Annotated in this window: 19 protein-coding genes and 6 pseudogenes; 11 read left to right on the forward strand and 14 right to left on the reverse strand. The window is 61.5% G+C overall.

All coding sequences use genetic code 11. The features are described 5' to 3' along the window. Positions 1-263: 263 nt before the first annotated feature. The 4 genes and pseudogenes from P9272_RS03765 to P9272_RS03780 form a co-directional block, all read right to left on the reverse strand. Positions 264-1,290: pseudogene (locus P9272_RS03765) on the reverse strand (IS110 family transposase). Positions 1,291-1,795: 505 nt separating this feature from the next. Further along, positions 1,796-2,689, reverse strand: coding sequence for a DUF2182 domain-containing protein (locus tag P9272_RS03770; protein WP_278159123.1), 894 nt, complete (start codon positions 2,687-2,689; stop codon positions 1,796-1,798). Between the two features lie 9 nt (positions 2,690-2,698). Beyond that, entirely contained in the window at positions 2,699-3,337 is a 639-nt protein-coding gene (locus P9272_RS03775) for a DUF1326 domain-containing protein (RefSeq protein WP_278159124.1), read from the reverse strand. A 686-nt stretch (positions 3,338-4,023) separates the two neighbouring features. Next, on the reverse strand, positions 4,024-5,106 hold the full coding sequence (locus tag P9272_RS03780; protein WP_278159125.1) for a site-2 protease family protein: 1,083 nt from the start codon (positions 5,104-5,106) through the stop codon (positions 4,024-4,026). A gap of 268 nt (positions 5,107-5,374) precedes the next feature. Between P9272_RS03780 and P9272_RS03785 the strand changes: the two are divergent. The 6 genes and pseudogenes from P9272_RS03785 to P9272_RS03810 all read left to right on the forward strand — a co-directional run. Then, a pseudogene (locus P9272_RS03785) lies at positions 5,375-5,548 on the forward strand (DUF1403 family protein); the annotation flags it as partial. A gap of 2 nt (positions 5,549-5,550) precedes the next feature. Beyond that, a pseudogene (locus P9272_RS03790) lies at positions 5,551-6,242 on the forward strand (SMC-Scp complex subunit ScpB). Positions 6,243-6,851: 609 nt separating this feature from the next. Further along, entirely contained in the window at positions 6,852-6,998 is a 147-nt protein-coding gene (locus tag P9272_RS36055; protein WP_347404028.1) for a hypothetical protein, read from the forward strand. A gap of 58 nt (positions 6,999-7,056) precedes the next feature. Continuing rightward, the gene (locus P9272_RS03800; protein WP_278159127.1) at positions 7,057-7,254 is read left to right on the forward strand and encodes a hypothetical protein; all 198 of its coding nucleotides are present in this window, start codon (positions 7,057-7,059) and stop codon (positions 7,252-7,254) included. A gap of 174 nt (positions 7,255-7,428) precedes the next feature. Then, complete coding sequence (locus P9272_RS03805; protein ID WP_278159128.1) at positions 7,429-7,560, forward strand: hypothetical protein; 132 nt, start codon at positions 7,429-7,431, stop codon at positions 7,558-7,560. A 132-nt stretch (positions 7,561-7,692) separates the two neighbouring features. Next, on the forward strand, positions 7,693-7,932 hold the full coding sequence (locus P9272_RS03810; RefSeq protein WP_278159130.1) for a hypothetical protein: 240 nt from the start codon (positions 7,693-7,695) through the stop codon (positions 7,930-7,932). A 264-nt stretch (positions 7,933-8,196) separates the two neighbouring features. Here the strand turns inward: P9272_RS03810 and P9272_RS03815 are convergent, their stop codons facing one another. Further along, on the reverse strand, positions 8,197-8,490 hold the full coding sequence (locus P9272_RS03815; protein ID WP_278159131.1) for a hypothetical protein: 294 nt from the start codon (positions 8,488-8,490) through the stop codon (positions 8,197-8,199). Between the two features lie 490 nt (positions 8,491-8,980). On the opposite strand from P9272_RS03815, the gene P9272_RS03820 reads away from it, so the two are divergent. Beyond that, on the forward strand, positions 8,981-10,042 hold the full coding sequence (locus P9272_RS03820; protein WP_278159133.1) for a medium chain dehydrogenase/reductase family protein: 1,062 nt from the start codon (positions 8,981-8,983) through the stop codon (positions 10,040-10,042). A 404-nt stretch (positions 10,043-10,446) separates the two neighbouring features. On the opposite strand, the gene P9272_RS03825 is transcribed toward P9272_RS03820, so the two are convergent. Together P9272_RS03825 and P9272_RS03830 are read right to left on the reverse strand one after the other, a co-directional pair. Continuing rightward, positions 10,447-11,823 carry an FAD-binding oxidoreductase gene (locus tag P9272_RS03825; RefSeq protein ID WP_278159135.1) on the reverse strand — a complete coding sequence of 459 codons (1,377 nt, stop codon included), beginning with the start codon at positions 11,821-11,823 and terminating at the stop codon, positions 10,447-10,449. A 400-nt stretch (positions 11,824-12,223) separates the two neighbouring features. Further along, positions 12,224-12,613, reverse strand: a complete 390-nt coding sequence (locus P9272_RS03830) for a hypothetical protein (RefSeq protein WP_278159137.1) — start codon at positions 12,611-12,613, stop codon at positions 12,224-12,226. 588 nt (positions 12,614-13,201) lie between these two features. On the opposite strand from P9272_RS03830, the gene P9272_RS03835 reads away from it, so the two are divergent. The 4 genes and pseudogenes from P9272_RS03835 to P9272_RS03850 all read left to right on the forward strand — a co-directional run bounded on the left by P9272_RS03835 (position 13,202) and on the right by P9272_RS03850 (position 16,833). Then, on the forward strand, positions 13,202-13,492 hold the full coding sequence (locus tag P9272_RS03835) for a hypothetical protein (protein WP_278159139.1): 291 nt from the start codon (positions 13,202-13,204) through the stop codon (positions 13,490-13,492). A gap of 548 nt (positions 13,493-14,040) precedes the next feature. After that, positions 14,041-14,343, forward strand: a pseudogene (locus tag P9272_RS03840) (Tn3 family transposase); the annotation flags it as partial. 118 nt (positions 14,344-14,461) lie between these two features. Next, positions 14,462-15,295 (forward strand): annotated as a pseudogene (locus P9272_RS03845) (IS1595 family transposase); the annotation flags it as partial. 88 nt (positions 15,296-15,383) lie between these two features. Then, positions 15,384-16,833: pseudogene (locus P9272_RS03850) on the forward strand (ISKra4 family transposase). Positions 16,834-17,100: 267 nt separating this feature from the next. Here P9272_RS03850 and P9272_RS03855 read toward each other — a convergent pair. The 7 genes from P9272_RS03855 to P9272_RS03890 form a co-directional block, all read right to left on the reverse strand. Continuing rightward, positions 17,101-17,463, reverse strand: a complete 363-nt coding sequence (locus P9272_RS03855) for a hypothetical protein (protein WP_278159141.1) — start codon at positions 17,461-17,463, stop codon at positions 17,101-17,103. 578 nt (positions 17,464-18,041) lie between these two features. After that, a complete protein-coding gene (locus P9272_RS03865; RefSeq protein ID WP_278159143.1) occupies positions 18,042-19,010 on the reverse strand; it encodes an ABC transporter permease in 969 nt (322 codons plus the stop codon). Next, a complete protein-coding gene (locus P9272_RS03870; RefSeq protein ID WP_278159145.1) occupies positions 19,007-19,999 on the reverse strand; it encodes an ABC transporter permease in 993 nt (330 codons plus the stop codon). The genes P9272_RS03865 and P9272_RS03870 overlap by 4 nt, the downstream gene beginning before the upstream one ends. Further along, complete coding sequence (locus P9272_RS03875; RefSeq protein ID WP_278159147.1) at positions 19,996-20,745, reverse strand: ATP-binding cassette domain-containing protein; 750 nt, start codon at positions 20,743-20,745, stop codon at positions 19,996-19,998. Before P9272_RS03875 ends, P9272_RS03870 begins: the two co-directional genes overlap by 4 nt. Then, on the reverse strand, positions 20,735-21,496 hold the full coding sequence (locus P9272_RS03880; protein WP_278159150.1) for an ATP-binding cassette domain-containing protein: 762 nt from the start codon (positions 21,494-21,496) through the stop codon (positions 20,735-20,737). The genes P9272_RS03875 and P9272_RS03880 overlap by 11 nt, the downstream gene beginning before the upstream one ends. A 1-nt stretch (position 21,497) precedes the next feature. Then, positions 21,498-22,448 carry a threonine/serine dehydratase gene (locus P9272_RS03885; protein WP_278159152.1) on the reverse strand — a complete coding sequence of 317 codons (951 nt, stop codon included), beginning with the start codon at positions 22,446-22,448 and terminating at the stop codon, positions 21,498-21,500. Further along, the gene (locus P9272_RS03890; protein WP_278159154.1) at positions 22,445-23,461 is read right to left on the reverse strand and encodes a succinylglutamate desuccinylase/aspartoacylase family protein; all 1,017 of its coding nucleotides are present in this window, start codon (positions 23,459-23,461) and stop codon (positions 22,445-22,447) included. The genes P9272_RS03885 and P9272_RS03890 overlap by 4 nt, the downstream gene beginning before the upstream one ends. Positions 23,462-23,528 lie beyond the last annotated feature (67 nt).

The raw sequence follows: 23,528 nt of genomic DNA on the forward strand, positions 1-23,528 counted from the left end.
TTGCCGTCCATTGCGCAAGTAGTTTCTGACTTTTTGACGTGTGATCGAGTGCGGTCTTCTGTCAGGCCTTTACTTGCGGCACTTTCAGGAGCCGCTGGCCGGTATGGTGATCTGCGGAGCGGGTCCAAATCTTGTTCCCGAGCTCTGGGCCCCAAGAGCAGTACTGGTTTTCCCTTTCCGGATCGGTTCGATCATGCGCCCATTCAGGTCATCGACTTCTCACACCTCCTTGCCGGTCCTGGTTGTCCGCGGTCGGTTGCTTGTCACGCCGCCACAGCCAGAGCCGGGTCTCGATAATCTTCCTGCTTCGTCAGCATGGCCCATATTTTCCGGGCCATCTTGTTCGCCAGTGCGATCGCCACCAGCATTCTCGGCTTCTTCGCGAGCATCCGCGAAAGCCACGATCCCTGCACAGGCGGTTTGTGGCTCGCCCACCTAACACGGGTCATTGCGCCGATGATCAGTAGCCTGCGGATGTCGGCCTGCCCGGCCTTCGACACACGACCGAGCCGTTCCTTTCCGCCTGACGAGAATTGGCGGGGGACGAGGCCGAGCCAAGCGGCAAAATCCCGTCCGCATCGGAAGCTCTCCATCGCTGGTGCGAAAGCCTCGACGGCTAGGGCAATCAGCGGCCCGACACCCGGCATGGTCTGAAGCCGCCGTGCGACTCCGCTTTGGCGGGATAGTTCCGCGAGCTTCTTGGCCTTTTCGTCGATCCGGGCCGTCTTCTCGCCGATCTGAGCAAGAAGGTCATAGCACTCTTCCCTCACAAGCTCGGGCAGGTCGACCTCAGCATTCCCGACAATAGCCTCAATGCGCTTAATGTGGCCAATACCCTGCGGAATGATCTGGCCATATTCGTAGAGAACAGCGCGGAGCGTTCACCAGTTCCGTTCGCTGGCGAACGGTACGCTCGCGTGCCCGGAACAGAACTGCCCGCGCTTGCTGATCCGACGTCTTGGGCGCAACGAAGCGCATCTCGGGCTGGCGGGCCGCTATGACAATTGCCTCGGCATCGGCAGCGTCGTTCTTCTGGCGCTTCACGAACGGGCGCACGTATTGTGGCGCGATCAGCTTGACCTCATGACCTATGTTGACCAACTCGCGCGCCCAGTAATGTGCACTGCCGCAGGCCTCCATGATCACAAGTGCTGGCGGCTGTTCCGACATGAACCGCAAGAACTGACCTCGCGACAACTTCCTGCGGAATTTCACCTCGCCTGTCTCCGACGCCCCGTGCACCTGGAAAACACTCTTTGCCAGGTCCACCCCGATCATCGTATCCTTCATCTTGCCGTCTTCTCCGTCCTGTGGCCTACACCACATCATCTTGGCACATTGCGATGCCGGGTGGGGGAGGACGGCAACCACCCCATCTTGTTCCGACCCCAAGCTGCGATGTTGTTGGCATTGATCCCGGTGTTCGATCCGTGCCTTGGCAAGACTGGATATCTTGGAGCGGCTACAAAGCCTTTCAGCACAAACTGACCTCGCGGTTCGCAAGGCGTGGTCTTTTTGTCTCCCGATGGATACCGCGCCGGCGGGCGTGGTGGTCTCTTCACGCCCAGCGACTTCCTCGATGTGGCGGGGCGCGCTGCGGTCGATCAGGCCTTCTCCCGCTCAGTCAAGGGTGGAAGCTGCGCCGCCTGGCGCGTGACCACACACCCGAGGGCGCTGCCTTGGCGATTCTATCATGAATGCGATCGAGAGTGTCGGACGTGGGGTCTGGCATCGGTCACCATCGGCTGTCCGAAAATTATATGTTAAAATTGATCAGTAGCGATCTCGAAGCCTGTTACCGACGAAAATTTGCAATCAAAGCCCCCTGACCGCTCATCCAAGGCATCTCAATCGCCCCGAGCGATACAACGATGCCCAGAGCCACTAGCGCAACGCCCAGACTACCTTCGAAGCGCCGGCCACGCGGTAGCAGCTTCTCGACGAAGACGACCAGCGTCAGAAGCAGCATCCAGGCAACGCTCATGACGCCGGCCGCAACCAGCACGGCAAACAGCGCCCAGCAGCAGCCAAAGCAATAGAGGCCGTGGCGCAGCCCCATCTTGAGCGCGCCAAGACGACCGTCGCGCCAGTGCTGCGCAACGAAAGCAAGCGGCGAACGGCAATGGCTAAGGCAAATGTGCTTGAAGGTCGTGAATTGGTAGAGCCCCGCGACGCCAAGCGTGGCACCGAGCGCGAGCGGTGCCCATTTCGAACGCTGGGGTGGATCGAGGCTCGTTGCAAAGTCGCTAGCGAGCTGGACCAGGACATATACGACAAGGCCCACCGCCGCCCAGATGAGCAGATAGCCCGCGACGAAGATCCATGTCGGGATGGCCACGTGCTGTTCGCGCCTCGCCTGCGCCGCCGCGAACATAAAAATCATTGGCGCCGCAGCTGGCAGCATCATGGCCGCCATCATTACCGTCCACACAGCGAGAAAAGCGGCGGCGCCGGCAACTGACCAGCCGTCGGCGGCAATTCCGGCCATCGCCATGCCGGCCATGCCTTCCATACCCTCCATGCCGCCGCGCACGGCAATGCCCATGGGCATGTCCATGCTGAACGTCTGGTAGAGGGTGAGCGCCCATGCCGCCGCTGTTAGCACAGCGAGCGATGCGAGTAGACCGAGCGGGATGCCGCGCAGATTTCGGGTGAACCGCCGCGATGTCCTGAGCAACGCGTCAGCCATTGTGATGCCCTAGTTCGGGCCGGTCCAGTCGAACGGAATGTGCTTGCTCGAGCGGGCCGTTCCAGTCCAATCGAGTCCGAAGCCTTTGGTGCTCACCTCGACAGAACGCCCCCAGGTGGCAACCTGGCCCGGGCCGACCTCCGAGCCTGGCGGGTTGATCGTCTGCACCCGCTTGCCGGGCGGCGTGGTGGGTCCGGAAAGCGCTTCCGCGTGTCCGACGACAAGGCCAGGAATATCGATCCGCCAGGTGGAGAGGTCGCCCGCCACCTCGAAAGTGATCGGAACGAACTCGATGCCACGCATCTCGCCGACATTGGCGGCAAAGCCCGCCGGCCAGCCGCCGGCGTGGCCGCCGAAGATCGTCTGCAGGGCTTCGCGCTGCCGCTCGTTCGCCCTTTCGTCGAGATACATGCCCATCGCGGCCTTTGCTTCGCCAGCCCAGAGATTGCCTTCAAACTCGCCGAGTGCCACGAGCGTCAGGCCGTCGAGTTTCACGTCGCCATATTGACCCTCGCGCACATGCCAGGCGAGCACGCCTTGGCAGTGATTACCCGTTGGCCGTTGTGCGAACTCGCAAGGGCAAGGGATGTCGCAGCTGCAGATGTCGAACCAGTCGCCTGCGAGCCGCCATTGAGGCACGGCATTCATGGCTGTCCCTCCGGAGATTCAGGACCAGACTATACGTCGATCCCGGGTTAAAATCCAGCGCGTCGTTCGCTGATGGGCTGGCCGCCTGGCCACAAGTCACCGCTTGTGCCCAAGAACTGCTCTCATCAGAACCCAGCCGCCACATGCTAGCTTCGCTTTTCGCATAGAGCCGCTGCGGGAAACAGCAAGGCCAAGAAATGCCGAGCGAGTCAGGCCTTGACGAGGGGTCGGGCGCCATGCGCCTCCCTACGCAGTGCTCGGCCGCCGACAGGGCTCAAAAGTTCGTATTCCTAAAGTTTTCGATGCAGAGCGATCGTTGCTTGAAACGCGCGCCGTTCGCGCGCTGGTGATCAGCATCCCGCGACTTGCACAGGGCCGGTTTATGGGGAACCCGGCGCTGTCGTCTGCCCCGCCTCGCACTCCGGCAACTCCACCGGATTGGCAAGTTCCGCCGGCGCCTCGGGTATGGCGCAGGCCGGGAAGCCGCATCGTCTCGGCTAGAGCTCAAGGGCGCGCCGAACCTGTCGGGCCTGTATGGAGCGCCGTTCAATTTCTCACGCTCGACCGGGAGGCGCTAACGGGCTGCCCGATTTTTAAGCGCGCTTCCCGCCCTTCAGTCTGCACCATTTCGCGCAAGCGCATCTCACGCGCTCTATATCCATGGGCCGCGGCCCGACCGAGATCTGTCAGCTTGCAACGGCGCTGCGCAGCAGCATGAGCTCGCCGACGTTTTCGATGGTGACATAACCGACCAAACGGCCCTTGGCATCCACAACGCCGACGGCAGGTGCAGTTCCCTTCTTCAGGGGTTCGAGCGCCTTGATGAGCTTCTCATCGTCGCGCACCACCGGGATACTTGCGGCCATTGCCTCGATCACGGGAGCCTGACCGCCGCGCTGCTGCAGGCCGGCGACCAGCCCCTCACGCGTCAGCACGCCGCGCAGCTTGCCGTCACCGTCGACGATCGGGAACTCGTGTTGTGTCGTGCGCAACAGGGCCTGTGCCGCCTCGTCGAGGGTCGCGGTAGCCGACAGGCTTTCGAACCGGCTGATCATGACGTCGCGGACGTTGACGGCACGCGCCGCTGCCTCGAGCCCCATCGCTTGCGTTTCGGCAGTGGCGGCGAGGTAGACGAAGATCGCAACGAATATCAGCAGCACGTTGCCGGCGACAAGACCGATGAAGCCGAAGGCGAAGGCGGCGAACTGACCGACGGTCCCTGCAATCTCCGTCGCGCGCACGCGGTTGTAGCGCGTGGCGAGCAAGGCGCGCAGCACGCGCCCGCCGTCCATCGGAAAGGCAGGAATGAGGTTGAACAGAACCAGCCAGATATTGACGGCGGCCAGGCGAGCCAAGAACGCAGCATGCGGGTTATCCATAGACGTCAGCGCGTTGATACCGACGGTGGTCCCGAGCGCGACTATGAGGAAAGCGGCAATGGCGACATTGACCAGCGGGCCGGCGAGCGCCACGACGATCTCTTCCGACGGCTTCTCGGGTAGGCGCTCCAACTCCGCGACGCCGCCGATCGGCAAGAGCGTGATCTTTGGAGTTCGGATGCCGTAGCGACTAGCGGCAGCGGCATGGCCGAGCTCATGCAACAGCACGCAGGCGAACACGGCGCCGATGAAGCCGACGCCCTCGATCGCAGCCGACGTTCCACCCTCCTGGAAATAGGCGATGCCGATCCAGGCGAGCAGCAGCAGGAAGGTCAGGTGGATGCGGATCTCGGTGCCGCCGACATGGAGGATCGGGTAGGACCACTGCATGATGTAACTCCGTCGGGGTCGAGTAGCAGGCCGCGCGCGCCGAGCATGCCCCCGTCTGCAGTCGCGTCAAGTGCCTCGCCATTCGTTAGAGCGCGTGGCTCCGACCGGCGCGAGATCTTCTCATGAGGTCTTGGGTACAACCCCGGTAGCTATCTGCCGCTGCAGCGTCTGCGAGGTTGGCGCCTATTGCGAGGCTCGCGCAAGCGCCTCGAGCGGCTGAAGGAGGGACTCAAGGAACGGTTGGAGTCGCTGGCGAGGTTATCATTGAAAGGGCGCCGGCGACGTGATCGTTTTGCTCCTGAATGAAGATGCCGTGGCCGGATCGCTCGTGACAAAGAACCTGTCTCGCTTTGCGGCGCGCCGCCTGTTCGAGCGCCTCCAGCAGCTCGAGGCCGTGCGCGAGCTCTCCGGGCGCACCACCTTCCGGCTGTTTGGGCTGTAGCGATGAGCCAAGCCTCCGTTCGGCGCAAGATAAACGAGCAGCCGGCGTTGCTGGACACCGAGCTGGAACGTCTGCCGCCAGAACTGCGCTGGCGCGAATGGATGGGCCGCGTCGAAGCGGTGATCTTTGCGGCCAGCAAGCCTGTGCCGCGCGAGGTGCTGGCGCGGGTGGTGGGAAAAAACTGCAATCTCGACCTGGTCATCGACGACATCCGCGCCGAGCTCGCCGGCCGCCCCTACGAGTTGGTTTCCGTCGCCGGCGGTTGGCAGCACCGGACCAAGAAACTCTTTGGCGACGCCATCCACGCCGCTTTCGGCACCCCTGCGGGGCAGGGGACAAAAGAACTGTCGGAGTCGGAGGCGCTCGTCCTCATGTGCATTGCCTATTTCCAGCCGATTACCCGCGGCTGTCTTCCTTCTTCGGCAAGGAGGTGTCGCGCGATCTGATTGGCGTGTTGCGCGCGCAGGACCTGATCGCCTCGGGACCGCGCAGTCCGCAGCCGGGCGCTCCCTACACCTATGTGACGACGAAGAATTTCCTGTCGCAGTTCGGGCTCGACACGTTGCGCCAGCTGCCGGATTTCGAGGCGCTCGAGGACGCGGGGCTGCTGTCGAAGGAGAAGCTTCTGGCCGGCGATATCATGCCGGAGCTTACTTCAGATTCGCAGGACGCCGAGGTGGAAATTGGCGTCTAAGGCCGGCGAACGAAAGAAGCCCGCCGCTGGGAGGGAGGGCGGCGCGCAGTAGCGGGTACTGAGGCGACAGGCGCGGGGGTAGTCGCGCCGTACCTACCCGAACTCCTGAACTGGCGAGATCGCAATCTGTTCCGCAAAATGTGCTTGAATCAGCGGGCGCTTATATCGTGAAGGAATGGTGACTAGCGGGCTGGCCGGCGCGCGCTGGGTTATTCTTGGGGGTCGCGCTGCACCGGCCAATGCGGGGGTTGAGTCGTGGCAACCGTTTCCTCCCCGCGTGCGCAATCTAGAAGCGTAAGCTCAACCGCTCAATTGGGACCGAGTACCCAACCTCACATGAGCCTTTGGTCCGCTGCGCGCTAATATCGTGAAGGAATGGTGAATCGGCTGTTTCGCGACGAAAGTTACCCTTCACGCCCGGCGGTAAGCCGCTCTAGACGTCTCTTCTGTCCCGTTGTCGTTGACAACAGGTTCCGATCGCCGCCGCATCGAGATGGCGCTGAAGCTCGCATACTTCCCGGCTCGTGAAGGAGCTTGGGGGCTTCGACTTCGAGGCACAAGCAGATCCGCGACCTGGCCGCTTCCCGTTGGATCGCCAACAGGCAGAACGTGCTGCTGCTTGGCCCGCCGGGCGCCTCTCGCCCAAGCGCGATCGCCAAGTGCGTCTTGCCGACGATCCTGGCCGGATATACAGCGCAGTTCACGACGGCGACGACGGGTGCTCTAACGCCGGACCGCCCGATTAAGCAAAACTAATATATATTAAGCGTGTAGCGGGCGTATGCTCGCTGGTCCCCTTCAATGGGAGGCGCAGATGCAAGTCGTAGCGGTCGAGCTAATAGCGAAGCTCCACGATGCCATAGAGGCGATCCAGGACCACCTCTCCCAGCTGGATGAAGTCAACCTTGCCGCACTTGAAAAGCGGTTGCCAAGGAACGCGCCGGCAGGGAGCGCGGAAATGGTGGCGCTGGTCCTCGTATATCGAGAACTGGAAAAGCGGAAGCGCTTATGAAAATGCACGCTGTCCGTTTGCGGGCAGACAGCGGGCATAGGCAGAATGGATGACAGCCCATTCACACGGCCGCCAGGTTAATGGTTAAAGTGTTATCGTCGATTGATCAGCGTGATCTGTGCCTTTGCGCGCCCTAGTAACGATCCGTAAAGCGAGGCGCATTAGAATTCTCTAATGCGTTTTGCCATGGTGCTTTTTTGCTGGGCTGCATACTTTGGCTGGGATTTGGCCGCCAACGGCGGTGAACTTGTGCAAGCGATAGGCATCAAGATTGTTCATTTGATGCATATGACAGGGCTGGTCTGAACACCAAACCCGCTGCGCGTCGCCCACAAGGCCAAGCGAAATAAGAACGGTTCTGACACGCCGGTCACTTGAAGATCATTCTGGCGGTTTTGAAATTGGGGTATGACGCCCCGGGGGGTACTGGTGGGGCAGATGATGCAGATTGCGGCAAGGTTGCTTGTGGGGCTTGGCGATGGAATCGAAGCCATCAAAGCGCATCTCTCTACGATGGATGACGAAACGCTCAGAGCCTTCTTGGAGACTATGCCAGGAAAGTCACTCGCCGGGAGCGCCGAGATGACCATGACCATTCTGATTTACCGCGAGATGGAAATCCGCAAGCGCGACCACAACGTTGTATTTTTCCCAGCCGACAGACAGCTGGGAAACTAATAGCCCAGCGTTGTGCAACCTACCGGAGCCTACCCGCAAACTGTGTCCGCATGGCTAACGTCAGCATGCGTAATGTAACAACGAAGGGTGAATACACCGCTTGTCGTTCTCAAACGTGCAAGCCGTTGTTGTGTGCAGGTGACGGACGCGGCATTGGCAGGGGCTGACTTTCCGACCCGGCCCGGAGCTTCGGCTTCCGGGCCTTTCCCCGCCGCGATCTATTACTCAGCCCTGCTTTTAACGACGATGGCCATATTCAGTTGCCTAGGTTCCGCCATGAATGTTCTGGACTTCGAACGCTGTCTCTTGGGGTGGCGAGGTGAAGCCGCCCTTAATGCCCTTGCTCATCGTGGGCATCAGGATTCCATCGCGGAACTTCTCCCAACTCTCCTTGGAGTCGTGGATGGCAACGATTGTCCACCCCCCCGAGGACGGTCCAGCCGCATGGAAGGTCTGACCCTTTGGCAGAGCACCGCCTGCTGGATGCACAGCGGCGATCGAGGCCTCGTACTGTGACTTTGTCCCACCCGGAAAGTGGTGAACTATCCCATAAGCCATCTCGTCCTCCATCGTGACGTTTGAGCGATTGCTGTTTGTAGGCCATGGCGCCCACATTAGCGACTCCTCATGTTATCGATATTCGCGCGAAAAGTCGTCGTTCGGCGATCGGCATCATTGGCGGCGGCGACGTCGGCGGGGTTTCAGGTCACGCGGAAAGCAAAAGTGACGAAAGCTTCGTCCGCTGGCCTCTTTGGTCCCAGCGGAGGTTTCGTGGAACGATTTGAAGGCGTGGTTTGATTAGCCACCATGCAGCATGGAAAGCCCACCCTGACCGGTCACTCGTTTCCGCTCATGCCAAATGGGAGCTGGTGTGAGTCCATTCCAGCCACTGTCGCGGCTGCGTCCCAATGCCTTTCTGCTCAAATGGGAGTGGGGTGGTGGGCAATTGTTTCGTGGGGTTGATCTGGAACAAGTCGCTTCACACCAGCGCGCGGTACCGTTCGTCTGAGTTTTCCTCAGTGGAGGAGTTCGATCTGGACCGAGCCTCATGAAGTCTCTACGCGTCGTTGTTCGCCACCATGGCGGACCTGAAGTTCTGGAGATCGTGGAGGAAGACGCGCCCCATCCGGCGTCGGGTGAGCTGCGGGTGCAAACAATCGCCGCCGGCGTCTCCTTCGCAGAGCTACTGATGCGGGAGGGGATTCATCCGGAAAAAACGACCCTGCCATTCACGCCAGGATGGGACATTGTTGGCGTCGTGGATGAGGCCGGAGAAGGAGCCTCCCATGCGATGGTTGGTAAAATGGTTGCGGCGCTCCCCATTCATGGTGGTTACGCTCAGTTCATCTGTCTGCCGGGAGATGAACTCACTCCGGTTCCAACCGGTGTTGATCCCGCCGAGGCAGTCAGCCTCGTGCTGAACTACGTTACGGCCTATCAGATGATGCATCGCCTTGGGCATGCCTCACCGGGTCAACGGGTCCTCATCCATGGCGCGGCCGGCGGAGTCGGCACGGCTCTGCTGCAACTTGGGCGCCTGGCAGGTCTTGAGATGTATGGGACCGCATCTCTTGCAACTCATCAGATCGTATCCGATCTCGGGGCCACGCCGATCGACTACGAGCGAACCGATTTCGTCAAAGAGATACATCGCCTGACAAACGACGGCGTGGATGTCGTCTTCGATGGGGTCGGCGAGACCAATGTCTGGCGTTCGTTTCGAACTCTGAGGCCTGGTGGCCGCGTCATAGCCTATGGCTTCACCTCATTTCTGCAGAAAGGCCAACTGGCAGGGGGCTTGCGTTACCGTCTTCGCGGGATATTGCGACCTGCGTGGTACGCGGTCCGCGCTTTCGTTTCACCAGGCCGACGACGCATACTCCCCTACAGCATACAATATCTGAAACGGTGGAAGCTCGCTTGGTTCCGCGAAGATCTCGGCGCCTTGCTCGAGCTGCTTCGCGACGGGAAGATCAAACCAATGGTCGCCGAGCGGATGCCATTGATTGAGGCTCGTCGCGCCCAGGAGCTGCTCGGTCAGGGAGGGGTCAAGGGCAAGCTCGTGCTGATCTGCAATTCGCTGGCCACTCGACAAGGATTGCCGAGCTAAAGCGAAGCCTTTCAAACGTGACGGGTAGCCTTGGAGTGGGCCCGCGTTAGATTGACTGTACTCAGACCCTTCATCATGTTCCATGGACGCATGGCTCTACTGCTTCTTGATTGCAGTCAATCGACGACGGGAAAAAGCGGAGGGCATGCCCCGTTCTCTAGAGTGTCAAATGTCGAACTCGGACTCCTGCACACTGAGACTTTCATACTATTGTTCTGGACAAATCTCACCGACGTCGCACTCGAACGGCAGAAGCAGCCGAACGCATAAAAGGAGCCGGTTGCCGAGGATTTTTTTTTCGTAGTTAATCATTAGAGGGACGCCGGACCGACAAATCATAGGGTCAGACCAGTGCACACATGAATCCCGACGATAACTTCGCCGCGTTCGATCCTGGCAGTTCTTCACCCCGGCCTGATATTCTGGTTAAGGTGAAACAAATTATCCGGATCATACTTCGCCTTGATCTGGCGGAGCCGCGCCTGGTTCGGCCCATAAGCGGCCGCCATGGCCTGATCCTGCATCTCATCGTCGCCCAAATAGTTGACATACCGGCTGTCGGCCATGAACGGGCGGAGCGTTTCATAGGTTTCCTTGCACCAGGCAATGCAAGCCGACGTCTGCGCGGGGTCCATCCACTGCGCAAGAACCAGCAGATTATAGCCCACCTGGCGATGCGGAAATGCGGTTGCCGTTGGTGCGATGCGGGTCACGGCGCCGTGGAAATGTTCGAGGAGAAGGCCACTCATAGGTGTTGGGCAACGGGCGAAGCACGCCACCATCGTGTCGATGGCGCCATCGCTCAACTCCTTCAGGAAAGCCGACTTCCAATAGTTGAGCGCACCGCGAGGATAACCAGCATCGAGCATGCCGTTGAGCGCGGTATAGGGAATCGGCCCTAAGACGTCCATGATCGGTGGCCCGAAGTCCTTGATCGGTTTCACTGCTGCCGCGCCTTCCGCGAGACTGCCAAAATGCGCGGCGGCAATGGCCGAGATCGGCATCCCGGAACCATCCGGCGCGTGGGTCAGCGCCGCCACCAGCGTCATCTCATCGGGGAGACTTTGGGTGCGGTCGCGAAAGAAGCGCAACATTTCCTGTGCCTTCGGGAAGGGGTGCGCCACCAACCCCCCGGTCACCATCGGTCCGACCGGATGCAGCTTGAACTCGAATGAGGTCGCGACACCGAAATTGCCACCTCCGCCACGGATCGCCCAGAACAGATCGGCATACTGTTCGGCGTTCGCCCGCACCACCTTCCCCTGCGCCGTCACGAGTTCGGCGCTAACGAGATTGTCGAGCGCCAGCCCATACTTCGACATAAGCCAGCCGATACCACCGCCGAGCGTGAGCCCGGCGACGCCGGTAGACGAGATCACCCCGCCGGTCACCGCCAAACCATGAATTTGGGTTTCGCGATTGACGAGGGCCCACGTAGCGCCCCCCTGCACATGGGCGACACACGCCCTGGCGTCAACATAAACGCCTCGCATCGCCGACAGATCAATCATCAATCCGCCTTCAACAGTGGAGCGGCCTGCCACATTGTGGCCCCCGCCCCGTATCGCAATCTCCAGCCCCTGATCGCGCCCGTAGTTCACAGCATCGACGACATCTGCTGTTCCCGCGCTGCGCGCAATTAGCTTCGGATACTTGTCGATCAGCCCGTTATGAATTCTGCGCGCCAGGTCATACCCCGGTGCACCGGGATGCAGCACCTCGCCGGACAGCACCAGACTCGCAATCTCCGCGCTCGTGCTGGCTGGGCTATCGGTACCCATGACGAAAGCCTCTTCAGATTTTGCTTCCGAATAACCGACATCCACCGGATGACCGGCTCTGCGGGGCAAGATTGACACTGGGAACGGGCATTGACAATCCCAAACTTCGCCGTGAGACGCCAGATGGGCCAGAGGGCGGCAGCACTATCGGTGTCGAGCAGGGACACCCGGCCGTCCGCTTCGTTACAGCCATCCAGCGAGGGAATTCATTCCGACAACGGGTCAGGTCGTCAAATGCCGCTGAACGGGCCTGTTGTGCCGGGGCTGTCTTCCTCGAGCCAGAATCTATGGCCAGCGGCATTTATTTCTCCAGCCGAAGATCCCGCTGCACAATCACCACTACAGAAAGCGCTGCCGCGCCGGCCTGCTCACTTCCTGCTGACAATAAAGCCTCTCCGACCTAGCCCGCTATCAAAACGTCATGAAAATTGGCTTGCGGTTGCCCACCGGCTTCCCGGATCAGTCGGCGGGCCACCGGTTCGCCGCCGCTGTCGATCATGGCTTGTAGGTCCTCACGCGTCCGCCAAACCGTGATGATCGCCACATGATCATGTGATCGCTGTACCAGGAAGCTTTGCACAATCGAAGGAGGCAACCCGCTGTCGATCAGGTTCTTATAGGCCTCGATCAGCGCCGGTATCTGCTCTAACGCAACATCGCCCTCAACGATACTAATGACCCTTCCCATGATGTAGAATTTACCAATCCTTCGCGCCGGGTCAATCTTTTCGCGTGCGTCGTTGCCGACCGACTCTTGGGACGAAATTGGCTTCAGAAACGTTGCCTGCAAGTTGACGTTTAATGCCCGGCTTCCCCGACTGTCGATCGGTGCCTGCGTCTGGTCGCATGGCGCTTCGGCTTTTCGTGTCCGGCTACAAAGCCAAATCGCGGCACAGGCCTGTCCTCGGGCACAGACTTGCCGACAATCACCTCGAAATTCGTCGGCCTGTCGGTCCAACTGCGCACATAGCCGCCGTCGATCCGATCGTAACTGGCGGTCCGGGGATCCACATCTTGTTCCATTCGGCCTGGCATCCGCTCGCGAAAGTGGTCTGCTCGGGGCCGAGCTCGGCTTCGAGACGTTCGGCGACACGCATCGCATCGTTCCTGATCGTCTACGCGTTCACGGCCTAGCCGATCGGCAATACGTCCGTCAGCAGAGCAGCAGTGGCACCAATTCGCGAGCAACCAAATCGTCCGGGGTGTAGCCAATTTGGGAAAGCCCGTCGCTTAGGGTCCCTACGTACGATGGGCTTTTGGTTGTCAAGGGATAGGTAACCACTTCGGATTATGCCCAGAAATGGGCAGCGATCGCCCGTTCGTGTTTAACTTGCGTGGCCCTAGGATAAATCGCGGACTCTGCTGACAGGGGCTCCTGATGCGGCGAAAAGACGATATCAGCGATGAGGTATCAATCTACGACCTCGACGGATTGCGCGCGGCGTACCGTCAGTCAATTCGCGACAACGATGGCGAGGCCACAGGATGGTCTGATGAGGCCGAGCGGTTCCTGAAGAGCGCCGTCGATTCTCCCAGGCCGGACAGGCCGTCGCGGCGACGTGAGGATTATCGGAAGCGCAAGTCGGACGGTTGGAAAGGCTACGCTTCCCGCTTCTGGCGTTTCATCAATCCGCTGCAAGACAGAGATTCGTCCGAACGCGGCCGATAGTTTTCTTGGGGCGCGAACAACCCGCCATTAGCATATCGTCCTGAGAGCGTACATCGCATCGAAGCCAAGAGCGGCGCGTTGAAGCTTCTGCCTGATGGGAACGGTGAGATAAAATCGATGCGAACGCACCCTGATTTACAGGGCGCGGTGTCGGCTCCCGCATCCACGCGACGCCTTGGAACGCTCGGGAGGATGCGTCGCTGCTACCGAACATCGGGTTCCCCTGAATGTTCCAGAAGCTAACGGGTTTCTTGTTTTCCTTTGTTTCGGAGAAGATGCGCCACCACGGGCCGGCCGCGGGATTGCATATCCGGTCGTGTCGATCTTCGGCGAGAAGGCGGGCTTTTTTTGCTTACACTCGAGAGCACCCAGCACTTCCCACGGCTTGTCTTGTCGCTCTGGCTATTGGCGCGACGGCGACAAGGGTGTCGTCCCCGAAGCGGAGTCACCGTCCAACTACCTCATCTGGCAATCAGTCACTGCCAAGACCACGGTAAGCGTGGGCCAGGGTGTCTCCGCCAACGATGTCTCAGTTTGGCGTATCTTGGGTACCCGAGCGTGTCCCAACCAGCCATCTCAGTCCGACCGATCGCAAACTGATCTTTGGGCAGCAGAAGCCCGATCGCCGGCTCTATGAAATAGCCACGCTCGCCGCATTGCGCGAGCGGCTTCGCTCTGCGGATATCTGGGTAGAGGGTAGCCGATCATTCCGCCCGATCGACGAGCACCTCATGCCGCGATCGGCGTTCATCACGATGAAAGAAGAGGATCGGCTTGGCCTTGGCGTGGGCAGTGACGGCGTAGCTTGGCTCAACGAAGTAAAGCAGGTGTTGGACTTTAATCTGAAGCGCCTGATGTTTATGCTCTGTTCGACCTTAGCGTACGAAGCCTTTATCAACTAAAGACAGTAATTCTCTTGAAATGGTGGCTTTTGCATGCGATTCTTTGCCTTGTTCGAAGGAGGCCTGAATGCATGAGACCATGACCGGGATGCTTTCCAGGATCCGAACAATCGAAGAGATGGTCGTGGCTTTCCGCGATGAGGAACATTGTCGGAAATTGTTGGAAGGCATGGTGTGGCGGGATGGTCGGGTCTGCCCCTCTTGCGGGTACAAGCGCTCAATCGCGATAGCCGGTCGTGACATGGGCAAACGGCGGGCCCGACCGGGACTATATCAATGCTCCAGCGGCGATTGCCGGTTCCAGTTCACGGTTACAACGCACACGCCGCTGCACTCCACGAAGCTTCCCTTGCGTGTCTGGCTGAAGGCAATGTGGCTGATCCTGCAATCGGACAAGGGTCTGTCCTCGGTTCGGCTCGACGAGAGCCTTGGAGTGAGTCAACCGACGGCCTGGCGGATGGGACATGCTTTGCGCCTGATGATGGCGCGGGCGCACATGCTCGACGGCACAGTGGAGATCGACCATTTCCATCTTGGTGGAAAGCCCCGGAAACATCCGGACGACCTGCCTCCCGGGCGAGGCCGCAAAGGTCAGGCGAACACGGAGAAAACGTCGGTTCTGACAATGGTGCAGCGCCCAAATGACGTCGCACCCGGCACGCCAGCCGGCGACGCACGCGCCGCAGTCGTGATCGGCCTGTCATTGCGCGCTGCGGAGCGTGCTGTCGAAACGCAAATCGAACCCCATGCCCGTCTAATGAGTGACGAGTGGAAGACGTTCATGTCCATTGGCGAGAGCTTCGCCGAGCACGAGACCGTGAAGCATTCCAGCGGCGAGTAAGTTCGTGACGCCGTCCACGTCAATTCGGCCGAAGGTTTCAACTCTCGCGTCCGTCGCACCAGAGACCGGTAACTTTTCTGGGGTGAGCGCGGCACGATTTGTTAGCGCCAACCGGTCCATCACCATCTCTTTGGTTGCGGAGGTAGTGATGGCAATTGAGTGGACGATTTCGATCGAAGGGACGAACGAATTCGGCAACATCTGTCGCCGAGAGGTCCGGATCGACAAAAGCGATAAGCGTCTGCGTGACGGAGACCTCGGCCTGTCGATCGACGATGGCAAGAAGATCATGGTCGCCCTGCAGAGCGCAGTCGTGAACGAAGAGGCGGAAGCTTACACACTCTTTCGACGGGTCTGTCCGGATTGCCACAACTTTCGGCCAGTCAAAGACCATACGCCGCGTCGAATTCGAACGGTGTTCGGCACGGTGGAGGTTCGCAATCCCCGCTGGATGTTGTGCCGGGATTGCCATCCAGGGATGGATGCCGCGTTCGCGCCGCTCAAGGAAATCTGTCCGGATCGGGCGACGCCCGAGCTGATGGAGTTGACGGCGCGGCTCGGAAGCTTGATCCCGTACCGACAGGCGGCCAGCGTGCTCGCGGAATTCCTGCCCATCGAGCGGACCGAGACGCATGCAACCGTGCGCAAGCGGACGATCAAGGTGGGCGAGCGGCTTGACGATCAGATCACCAAGGAATCGTGGTGTGCGAGAACGCAGATGGATGAGCAGCGCCAGCTCGAAATGCAGCTCCCTGGCGATCGACGCAAAGAGTTCGTCGTCAGTATCGATACCGCTCATGTTCGCAGCGCCGATGCAAACTCAGCAAGAAATTTCGAGATTGTTATTGCCCGCTGCGGTCGTGGTGGGCGGGGAGATGCGGGCGGCCGGTATTTCACCACCAGCAACACCGGCCAACACGCGATACGGGATCGCGCCCTTCACGCCCTCCGGCAAGCGGGGTATTGCGGCTTTGGCGATGTGACCGTGATTTCCGACGGCGCCGAGATCCTCAAACGGCTACCTCGTGCAATGCCGAGGCCGACCACACATCATCGACTGGTTCCACATCGCTATGAAGATTCAGCCCATGCAGCAGATCGCGGATCACATGGTTCGAGCCCGCTCTGGTCTCACCGGCGCGTTCCCGTCCATCGACAGCGACATCAGAGCAGTGAAGTGGCGTCTGTGGCACGGACGCGTGGACCGAGCGATCCGCGACTTGGAGCGTCTCCTGGCGAGACTGAAGGATTGGGAGGAAGAAGACAGGTTTTCGATCGCACGGCTTCACAGCCTCTGCGCGCAGCTCCTGACCTATGTCCGTTCGAACCGCGGTGCGTTCGTCAACTACCGAAAGCGCTACCGGGCTGGGCTTCGCGTCGCCACCACCCTTGCCGAGTCGGCGGTCAATTCTATGGTCGCCAAACGTATGGTGAAGAAACAGCAGATGCCCTGGTCTCTCCATGGTGGCCACATGCTGATGCAGGTTCGAACCGCCGAAATGAATGGAGCTTCGCGATCGGCTGCAAAATTTCGGCTGCCAGAACCTCAGGTGCCATCGTTGTTCAAGCCAAAGCCGCCTCTACTCCGAGCCGCATAACCCCAGAGAAGTTACCGGTCTCCATGAGTCCGCAATCGCCACCGCTCAGGCTCCCGACCTTTCGCCGCGGCTAAGGTGCAGCGTTCGAGGCTTGGCGGGGGCGCATGCCGAGCCGGGTCCAGAGGAACGGTGCCGCCATGTGGTGCCATTTGAGAATGAAGCCTTGTGCTTGCGTCGACCGACATTGGAACTGGCGGGCTACCCGCGTGATGTCCTCGAGGAAAGCGCGGCCAGCTGACTGAGCTGCCGCATCGAATGCGCGCCGCGCTATGCAATTGCTGCGAGGTCATCGAAGAGATGGGCGAAGTCCAGGTAAACGCTGCTAGCCCGCTCCGCCCCTCCGATCTCTTCGAGGTCCTGCAAGAAGAATAGAATGGTCTGGATATGCGCGCGTTGGAGGCGGGCGTTGGTCAGATGCTCGCGGGCCGCCAGCCCTATTTGTTGCGTGACGAAGCGAGACAACGCCTCGTCGAACTTGGAATGGCATTCGCAGTCCAGCCGGGTTTCGTTGAGCAGCCCCGCCAGCCGAGCGATGGCATTCGCTATTTGTCCGGCGCCGTGCTCCCTGCCACGCGGCGTCGAGATATCCGGGAGATCGATAAACGTCGTAGATTGACTACGCAGACACACTTGGGAAAAGATGCGGACACCAAAAACTGACGCAAATCAAATCCGGCGTCGAAACCCTCGTGCATTTACGGAGCTATGTGCAATCCTATTCTAAGCGCCCCATATTTCTCCATGCTCGAGCTGGCTGTCATCGAACCATGAGGGTGAGCACGCGCTGGCTTTCCCTTGTCGTCGTGTGACTTCTGGTTGGCAGGACGCCAAGACAGGACGGCAAGTCGATGTCTATCCCACCCATTGGCGGGAATGGACACAATCTGCCCGCCGGCAGCTTCGCTAGCTTGTCAGTTCGACCTATACAGGCTTGTGCGTGGGCGGCCTCTCAAGCAGAGCTGTCGGTAGGACGTGGACAGGTTTATCGCCAAGGAAAACATCAAGCACTTTGTCGATCGCCTTGAGACCAAGGGGGAGGGGCTAACGCGTGCGATCCTGTGGCAGCCGCTCATAGCAGAGATAGACAATTCCAGAACATCGTTGGACTCGCTGAACGTGCTGGAGGAAAACATTTTCCGCCTCGGGGTCAACCACCCGGCCCAATTGGCGGGCTTAAACGGCGTGTTATGCCAGCCCGTACGGTGGCGTCAGATCAGCGTACGGACATGGGCCTCGCGGCCGTAGATTGAGACCAATGCGAGAATGACCATTCCCAGCGCCGCCTGCACGGTGGAAGGCGCGAGGCCGAGGCCGATCAGGAATGTGTTGAGCTCGATCAGAACTGCCGAGCCGGCTATCGTGCCGATCAGGCTGCCACGCCCGCCGACAAGGGCGGTGCCGCCGATCACGACCGCGGCAATGGTCTGGAACAGGTAAGGTTGGCCTACGTCGCCATAGGCCGAGCCGGTAAAGCCAAGCAGCAGAATGCCCGCGAGCGCAGCGAACAGCGCGCTCAGCGCGTAGCTGACGATGACGATCCGATGCGGGTCGATCAGCGCCAGCGGCGCTGCCGTCGGGTTGCTGCCGAGCGCATAGATCTGGCGGCCGAACGGCGTGCGCACGAGCATCAGATAGACAAAGGCCGCCAGCACCGCGAAGCACGGCACGACCCACGGCACAGGCAGCGGGCCGATCGTTCCACCGATCGACACGAACTCGCTCAGATAGGCAGGAGCTGAGCCGGTGGGTAGACCGCCCGTCCACATCAGCACGATCCCTTGTACCGTTGTGCCGACGCCGAGCGTTACGATCAAAGGGTGGATCCTGAGGTAAGAGGTCAGCGTGCCGTTGAGGGCTCCGATGGCCATCGACAGCAGCGCTACGATGATGCAGACCAGCCAGAACGCCACCCCGTCACCATAAAGCGAGGCGGCAACGACGTTGGCGAAGCCGATCACGAAGGGGATCGACAGGTCTATGCCGCCAAGCACGACCACGAGTGTCTGGCCGATGGAGGCCACGGCTATGAATGTCGCCAGGACGAGCATCGAGCGGATGGCGAACGGCGCGCCGAAGCCCTCGATCGTCAGCGAACCAAGGACGAGCAGCACCAGAGCCATGCCGATGGCGCCAAGGGTACGGCTCGTGTTGGCGCCGAGGCCAGGAGGGACGTTCATCTTGATCCTCCCGCGATGCGGCCGGTCAGCGCGTTCAGCGACACGGATGCGACCAGGATGACACCGTAGAGGGTGTGCAGCAGGAAGCTCGAGACGTTGAAATAGGTGAGCGTGCTCTGCAGCAGGAAGATCACCGCCGCGCCCACCCCCGCTGCCGCGAAGCCGCCGCGCCCTCCTGCAAGGCTGACGCCGCCTAGCGCAACGCCGGAGATGGCGACCAGCGTGAAGGTGGGGCCGACATTGGGGTCGGCCGAGCCGAGCAGCGCGCTGAGCAAAAGCCCTCCGGCGCCGGCAAAAAGGCCGCCAAGCGTGTAGGCGAACAAACGCACGCCGGTTACCGGGATGCCGGCGGTGAAGCAGGCACGGTCATCACTGCCGCACGCCATCAGCCAATCATAGACGGTCAGGCGCTTTACCAGCAGCCAGATTGCCGCCATGCCGGCGAGCGGGACGATGGAGTAGGGGCCGGCAAGGGTCTTCAGCCAGGCGGGCGCTGCGCCCTCCGGCGCCGGCAGAAGGGTCAGCGTCACGCCGCTGAGCACCAGATAGGTGCCGAGCGTGGCCACGATCGGCTGGATGCGCAGCACCGCGGAGAGCAGTCCGTTAAACAGCCCGACGAGCGCGCCGATCGCAAGGGCGACCGGCACCAGCACCCAGGGTTGGTCGATGCCCAGATCGCCCGCCAGCACCTTGACCAGGATGATGTTGATGAACCCCATCAAAGGACCGATCGAGACGTCGATGCCGCCGCGCCCTGCCATGATCGCCGGCATCGAGGCGATGGCGGCCGCCATCGTCGGACCTGCGAGGCCGATGACGGTGCCCCAGGAGCCGGGCAGCATCCAGGCCCGGTTCAGCCAGAGGTCCACGATGAGGAGAACGACAAGGATGACCAGCGCCGGCGCCGACTCGCGACGACCGGCGAGATGCGCTCCAATGCCATGGGATCGCGCGGGCGCTCTGCCAGCAATTGGCGCTGCGGCTGTCATGCGACGCGCCCGAACATTGCCGCGATCACTGTGCTGCTGTTCATATCGGCTCCTGAAAAGGTAGCGACGAGGCCCTGCTCGCGGAACACAAGAAGCCGATCGCAGAGGCGGAAGATTTCCTCGAGCTCCGAGGACAACACGACGAGCGCCATCCCCTCCTGCCGCGCGAGATCGCGGAAGGCCTGGTAGAGCGTTTCACGGGTCCGCTGATCGACGCCGCGAGTGGGGTCGTTAAGGAGGAGAATCCTGGGTTCGCGAGCCAGCCAGCGCGCCAGCAGCACCTTTTGCTGGTTGCCGCCAGAAAGAGCCGTGATCGGTTTGTTGCCGCCGGGCGAGACGATCGACAGCCGCTCGCGGAAGCGCTCGAAGCGTTCACGCCTGGCGCGCGTGCTGATCAATCCGAAGCGACGATCGCGCCCCAGCGTCACCATGCTGAAATTGTCGAGGATCGACAGCGAGGGAAAGATGCCGTTGGCTCTGCGGTCACGGGCAAGATAGGCGATGCCGAGCCGTGTCGCGTTGCGGAAATCGTCAATTTCGACATAGCCCGCGCTGGCATGACGAACAAGGACGCGACCGGCCACCGGCGCTCGCAAGCCGGCAAGCGTTTCGAGGAAGGCGTCCTGGCCATGCCCGTCTAGACCGGCGAGACCGACGATCTCACCCGCATGGACGAGTTCGTCCAGCCCGGGCAGATTGTGGCCAAGCGACACGCCTTCGACACGCAGGGCCGGTTCAGACGGCATGATCAAGCTCCCTGGCGGTGGCGGGCGCCATCAATTGCAGCAGCCGCTCGGCAGAAACCGACGCGGTTTCGAGCGTATCGACCAGTTGCCCATTGCGCAGCACGGTGACCCGATGGGCCAGACGCATCACCTCGTCCATCCGGTGCGAGATGAACAGCACCAGGCCTCCCGCCCGAGCGTGGTCCTCGATCACCTCGAACACCGCGTTACGGTCTCCGAGGTCGAGCGCGGCGGTGACCTCGTCGAGCACGAGGATTTTCGGGCGGCGGACCAGAGCCCGCGCCAGCACGACCAATTGGCCCACCGCCAGCGACAGCGATCCGGCGGGCGCATCGAGATCGATCGGCAGGCTGGTGATCCGCGAGAGAGCCGCGGCGGCGAAGCCGTGACGCGCCAAGCGGCTGGCGCGCCAGCCGAAGGCCGAGCCGGTGCCGAGCACGATGTTGTCGGCCACGGAGCGTTCGGGGGTGAGCAGCACTTCCTGGAAAACGGTCGCCAGGCCGAGTTTCTGGATGCGCGCCGGATTGGAGCCGGTGACCGGCCGGCCAAGCATCCGGATGCTCCCCGACGAGGGTGCGACGATCCCGGAGAGCAATTTGACCAGCGTGCTCTTGCCGCACCCGTTCTCGCCCAGGATGGCGTGGACCGAGCCCGGCTGGAAGGCGAGATCGACGTTCGACAGGGCCACGGTCTCGCCATAGCGCTTCGAGAGGCCGCACGCTTCCAGCATCGGGGCCCGCTCGCCGGTCATCTCATTGGCCGTCCGCGCCGATGCCGTTGCTGCCGGCACCGCAGATAAGCGTCGCGATCTTCGCGCGCGGCGGCAAACGGAGCCTGCCCGAGCGTAGGGCCGCGATGCCGGCCGCGCCGCTCAGGTCGGCCGCGATGCCGAATTCGAACCACAGCCAGCGCGCAGCCGCCTGCATGTCATCGTCTTTGACGAGGACGATCTCGTCGACATGCTCGCGCACGATGCCGAAGATGCGCTCGTCTGTTCTCCCGCAGGCCATTGTGGCGATACGGGTGGTGACGGCCGGCAAGGTGACCACATGGCCGGCGGCAAGAGAGGCTTGCAGCGTCGGCGAACCGGTGGGCTCGATGCCTATAATACAGATCGAAGGTTTCAGCGCCTTGAGCGCAACAGAAATGCCGGAGATCAATCCGCCGCCCCCGATCGCGACCAGCGCGACATCGAGTTCCGGCAGAGCCTCGATGAGCTCGAGCCCGATCGTGCCCTGACCGGCCACGACCTGGGGATCGGCAAAGGGATGGAAATAGGCTGCCTTGCGCTCCTTGGCAAACGCGAGGGCCGCACGATTGGTAGCGTCCCAGATGGCGCCCTCGACGCGGACCTCGGCGCCCCACGCACGGAGCTTTTCGATCTTGGCCTGCTCAGCCGTCTCGGGCACGAAGACCGTGGCCCTCACTCCGGCGATCGTTGCCGCCCGCGCGGTCGCGAGGCCGTGATTGCCGCCCGAAGCGGTGACGATGCCGGCGGCGAGCTCTTGCCGGGGCGTGGTCAGCAGGCGGTTGGTGGCTCCTCTGGCCTTGAAGGAGCCGGTCGGCTGCAGCGACTCAAGCTTCATCCAGACTTCGGCATCCGCCAATGGCTGACGGGTAGCCGTCGCTTTCACGACTGGCGTGCTTCGGATGTAGGGGGCGATGCGTTCGGCCGCGGCCCGCACATCGTCGAGGCCGATCACGGCAGTTGCCCCCGATAGGGCGTGGCCACGACCATGCAAACGTTACCGGGCCGGACCTGGCCCGGCTGGCGGCGCACGTAAACGATGCCGTCGGCCCGGTAGTAGAGCGTTTCCGGAGCGCGGCCGGGATTGGCAAGAAAATGAATGCGCCCGGCCGCCTCGCCGGCATGCACCTCAACACCGTTCAGTTGCAGCGGTTCGAACACGCCTGTCTCGGTGGCAAGCACATAGGCATCGGGAGTGACCTCGTAGATGTCAGGCCGCTTCAAGGGCGCCGGCCCATCTTCTCCGGGCGGCAGCACGCCGAAATGCGCCAGCAGGTTGCGCAGGCCGCGCCGGACGACCGCCAGCGCTTCGACGGATACCCCGCCGCCACCGGCGAGCTCGGTGCCGACCACCGTCAGTCCGGCGCGCACCGCCGTGGCCGTCGAGGTTCGGGGATCGCCGCGATTGGAGATGATCACGACCATGGGCGCGCCGAACGCCACGACCGCGTCGATGTTACGCTTGAAATGCTCCGGATCGGCGGCGGGCTCGATGGCGGCGCTCGGCACGTTGACCGATGACGACCCGCCGGAGTGGAGGTCGACGAAGACATCGGCCATCGGGAACAGGACATCGCTGATGTAGGCGGCGATCTGGGCGGTGATGGTGCCGCCATGATCGCCCGGGAACACGCGATTGAGATTGAGGTCGTCGACCGGCGAGGTCCGACGGCCCGCCACGACTGCGGGCAGATTGATTGCCGGTACGATGATCAGCCGGCCCGAGATCGAAGCCGGATCGAGGTCGCGGATCAACTCGCCGAGCGCGATCGGCCCCTCATATTCGTCGCCATGGTTGCCACCCTGCAGCAGGATGGTCGGCCCCTTGCCGTTCTTGATCACGGTTAGCGGGATCGGTACGACGCCCCAGGCATCCTCGTGAACGGAGAGCGGCAGGTTGACGAAGCCGATCTGCTTTCCGTCCTTTTCGAAATCGATATCCGTGCTGGCCGTGCTGACAAGCTTCATGGTGGTTCTGCCAAAGATGTCTGAAGGTGGGGAAGGGCCCTCCGAGGAAGGCCCTTGGGAGGCCTCG

The organism is Mesorhizobium sp. WSM4976 (assembly GCF_029625685.1).
GTDB lineage: Bacteria > Pseudomonadota > Alphaproteobacteria > Rhizobiales > Rhizobiaceae > Mesorhizobium.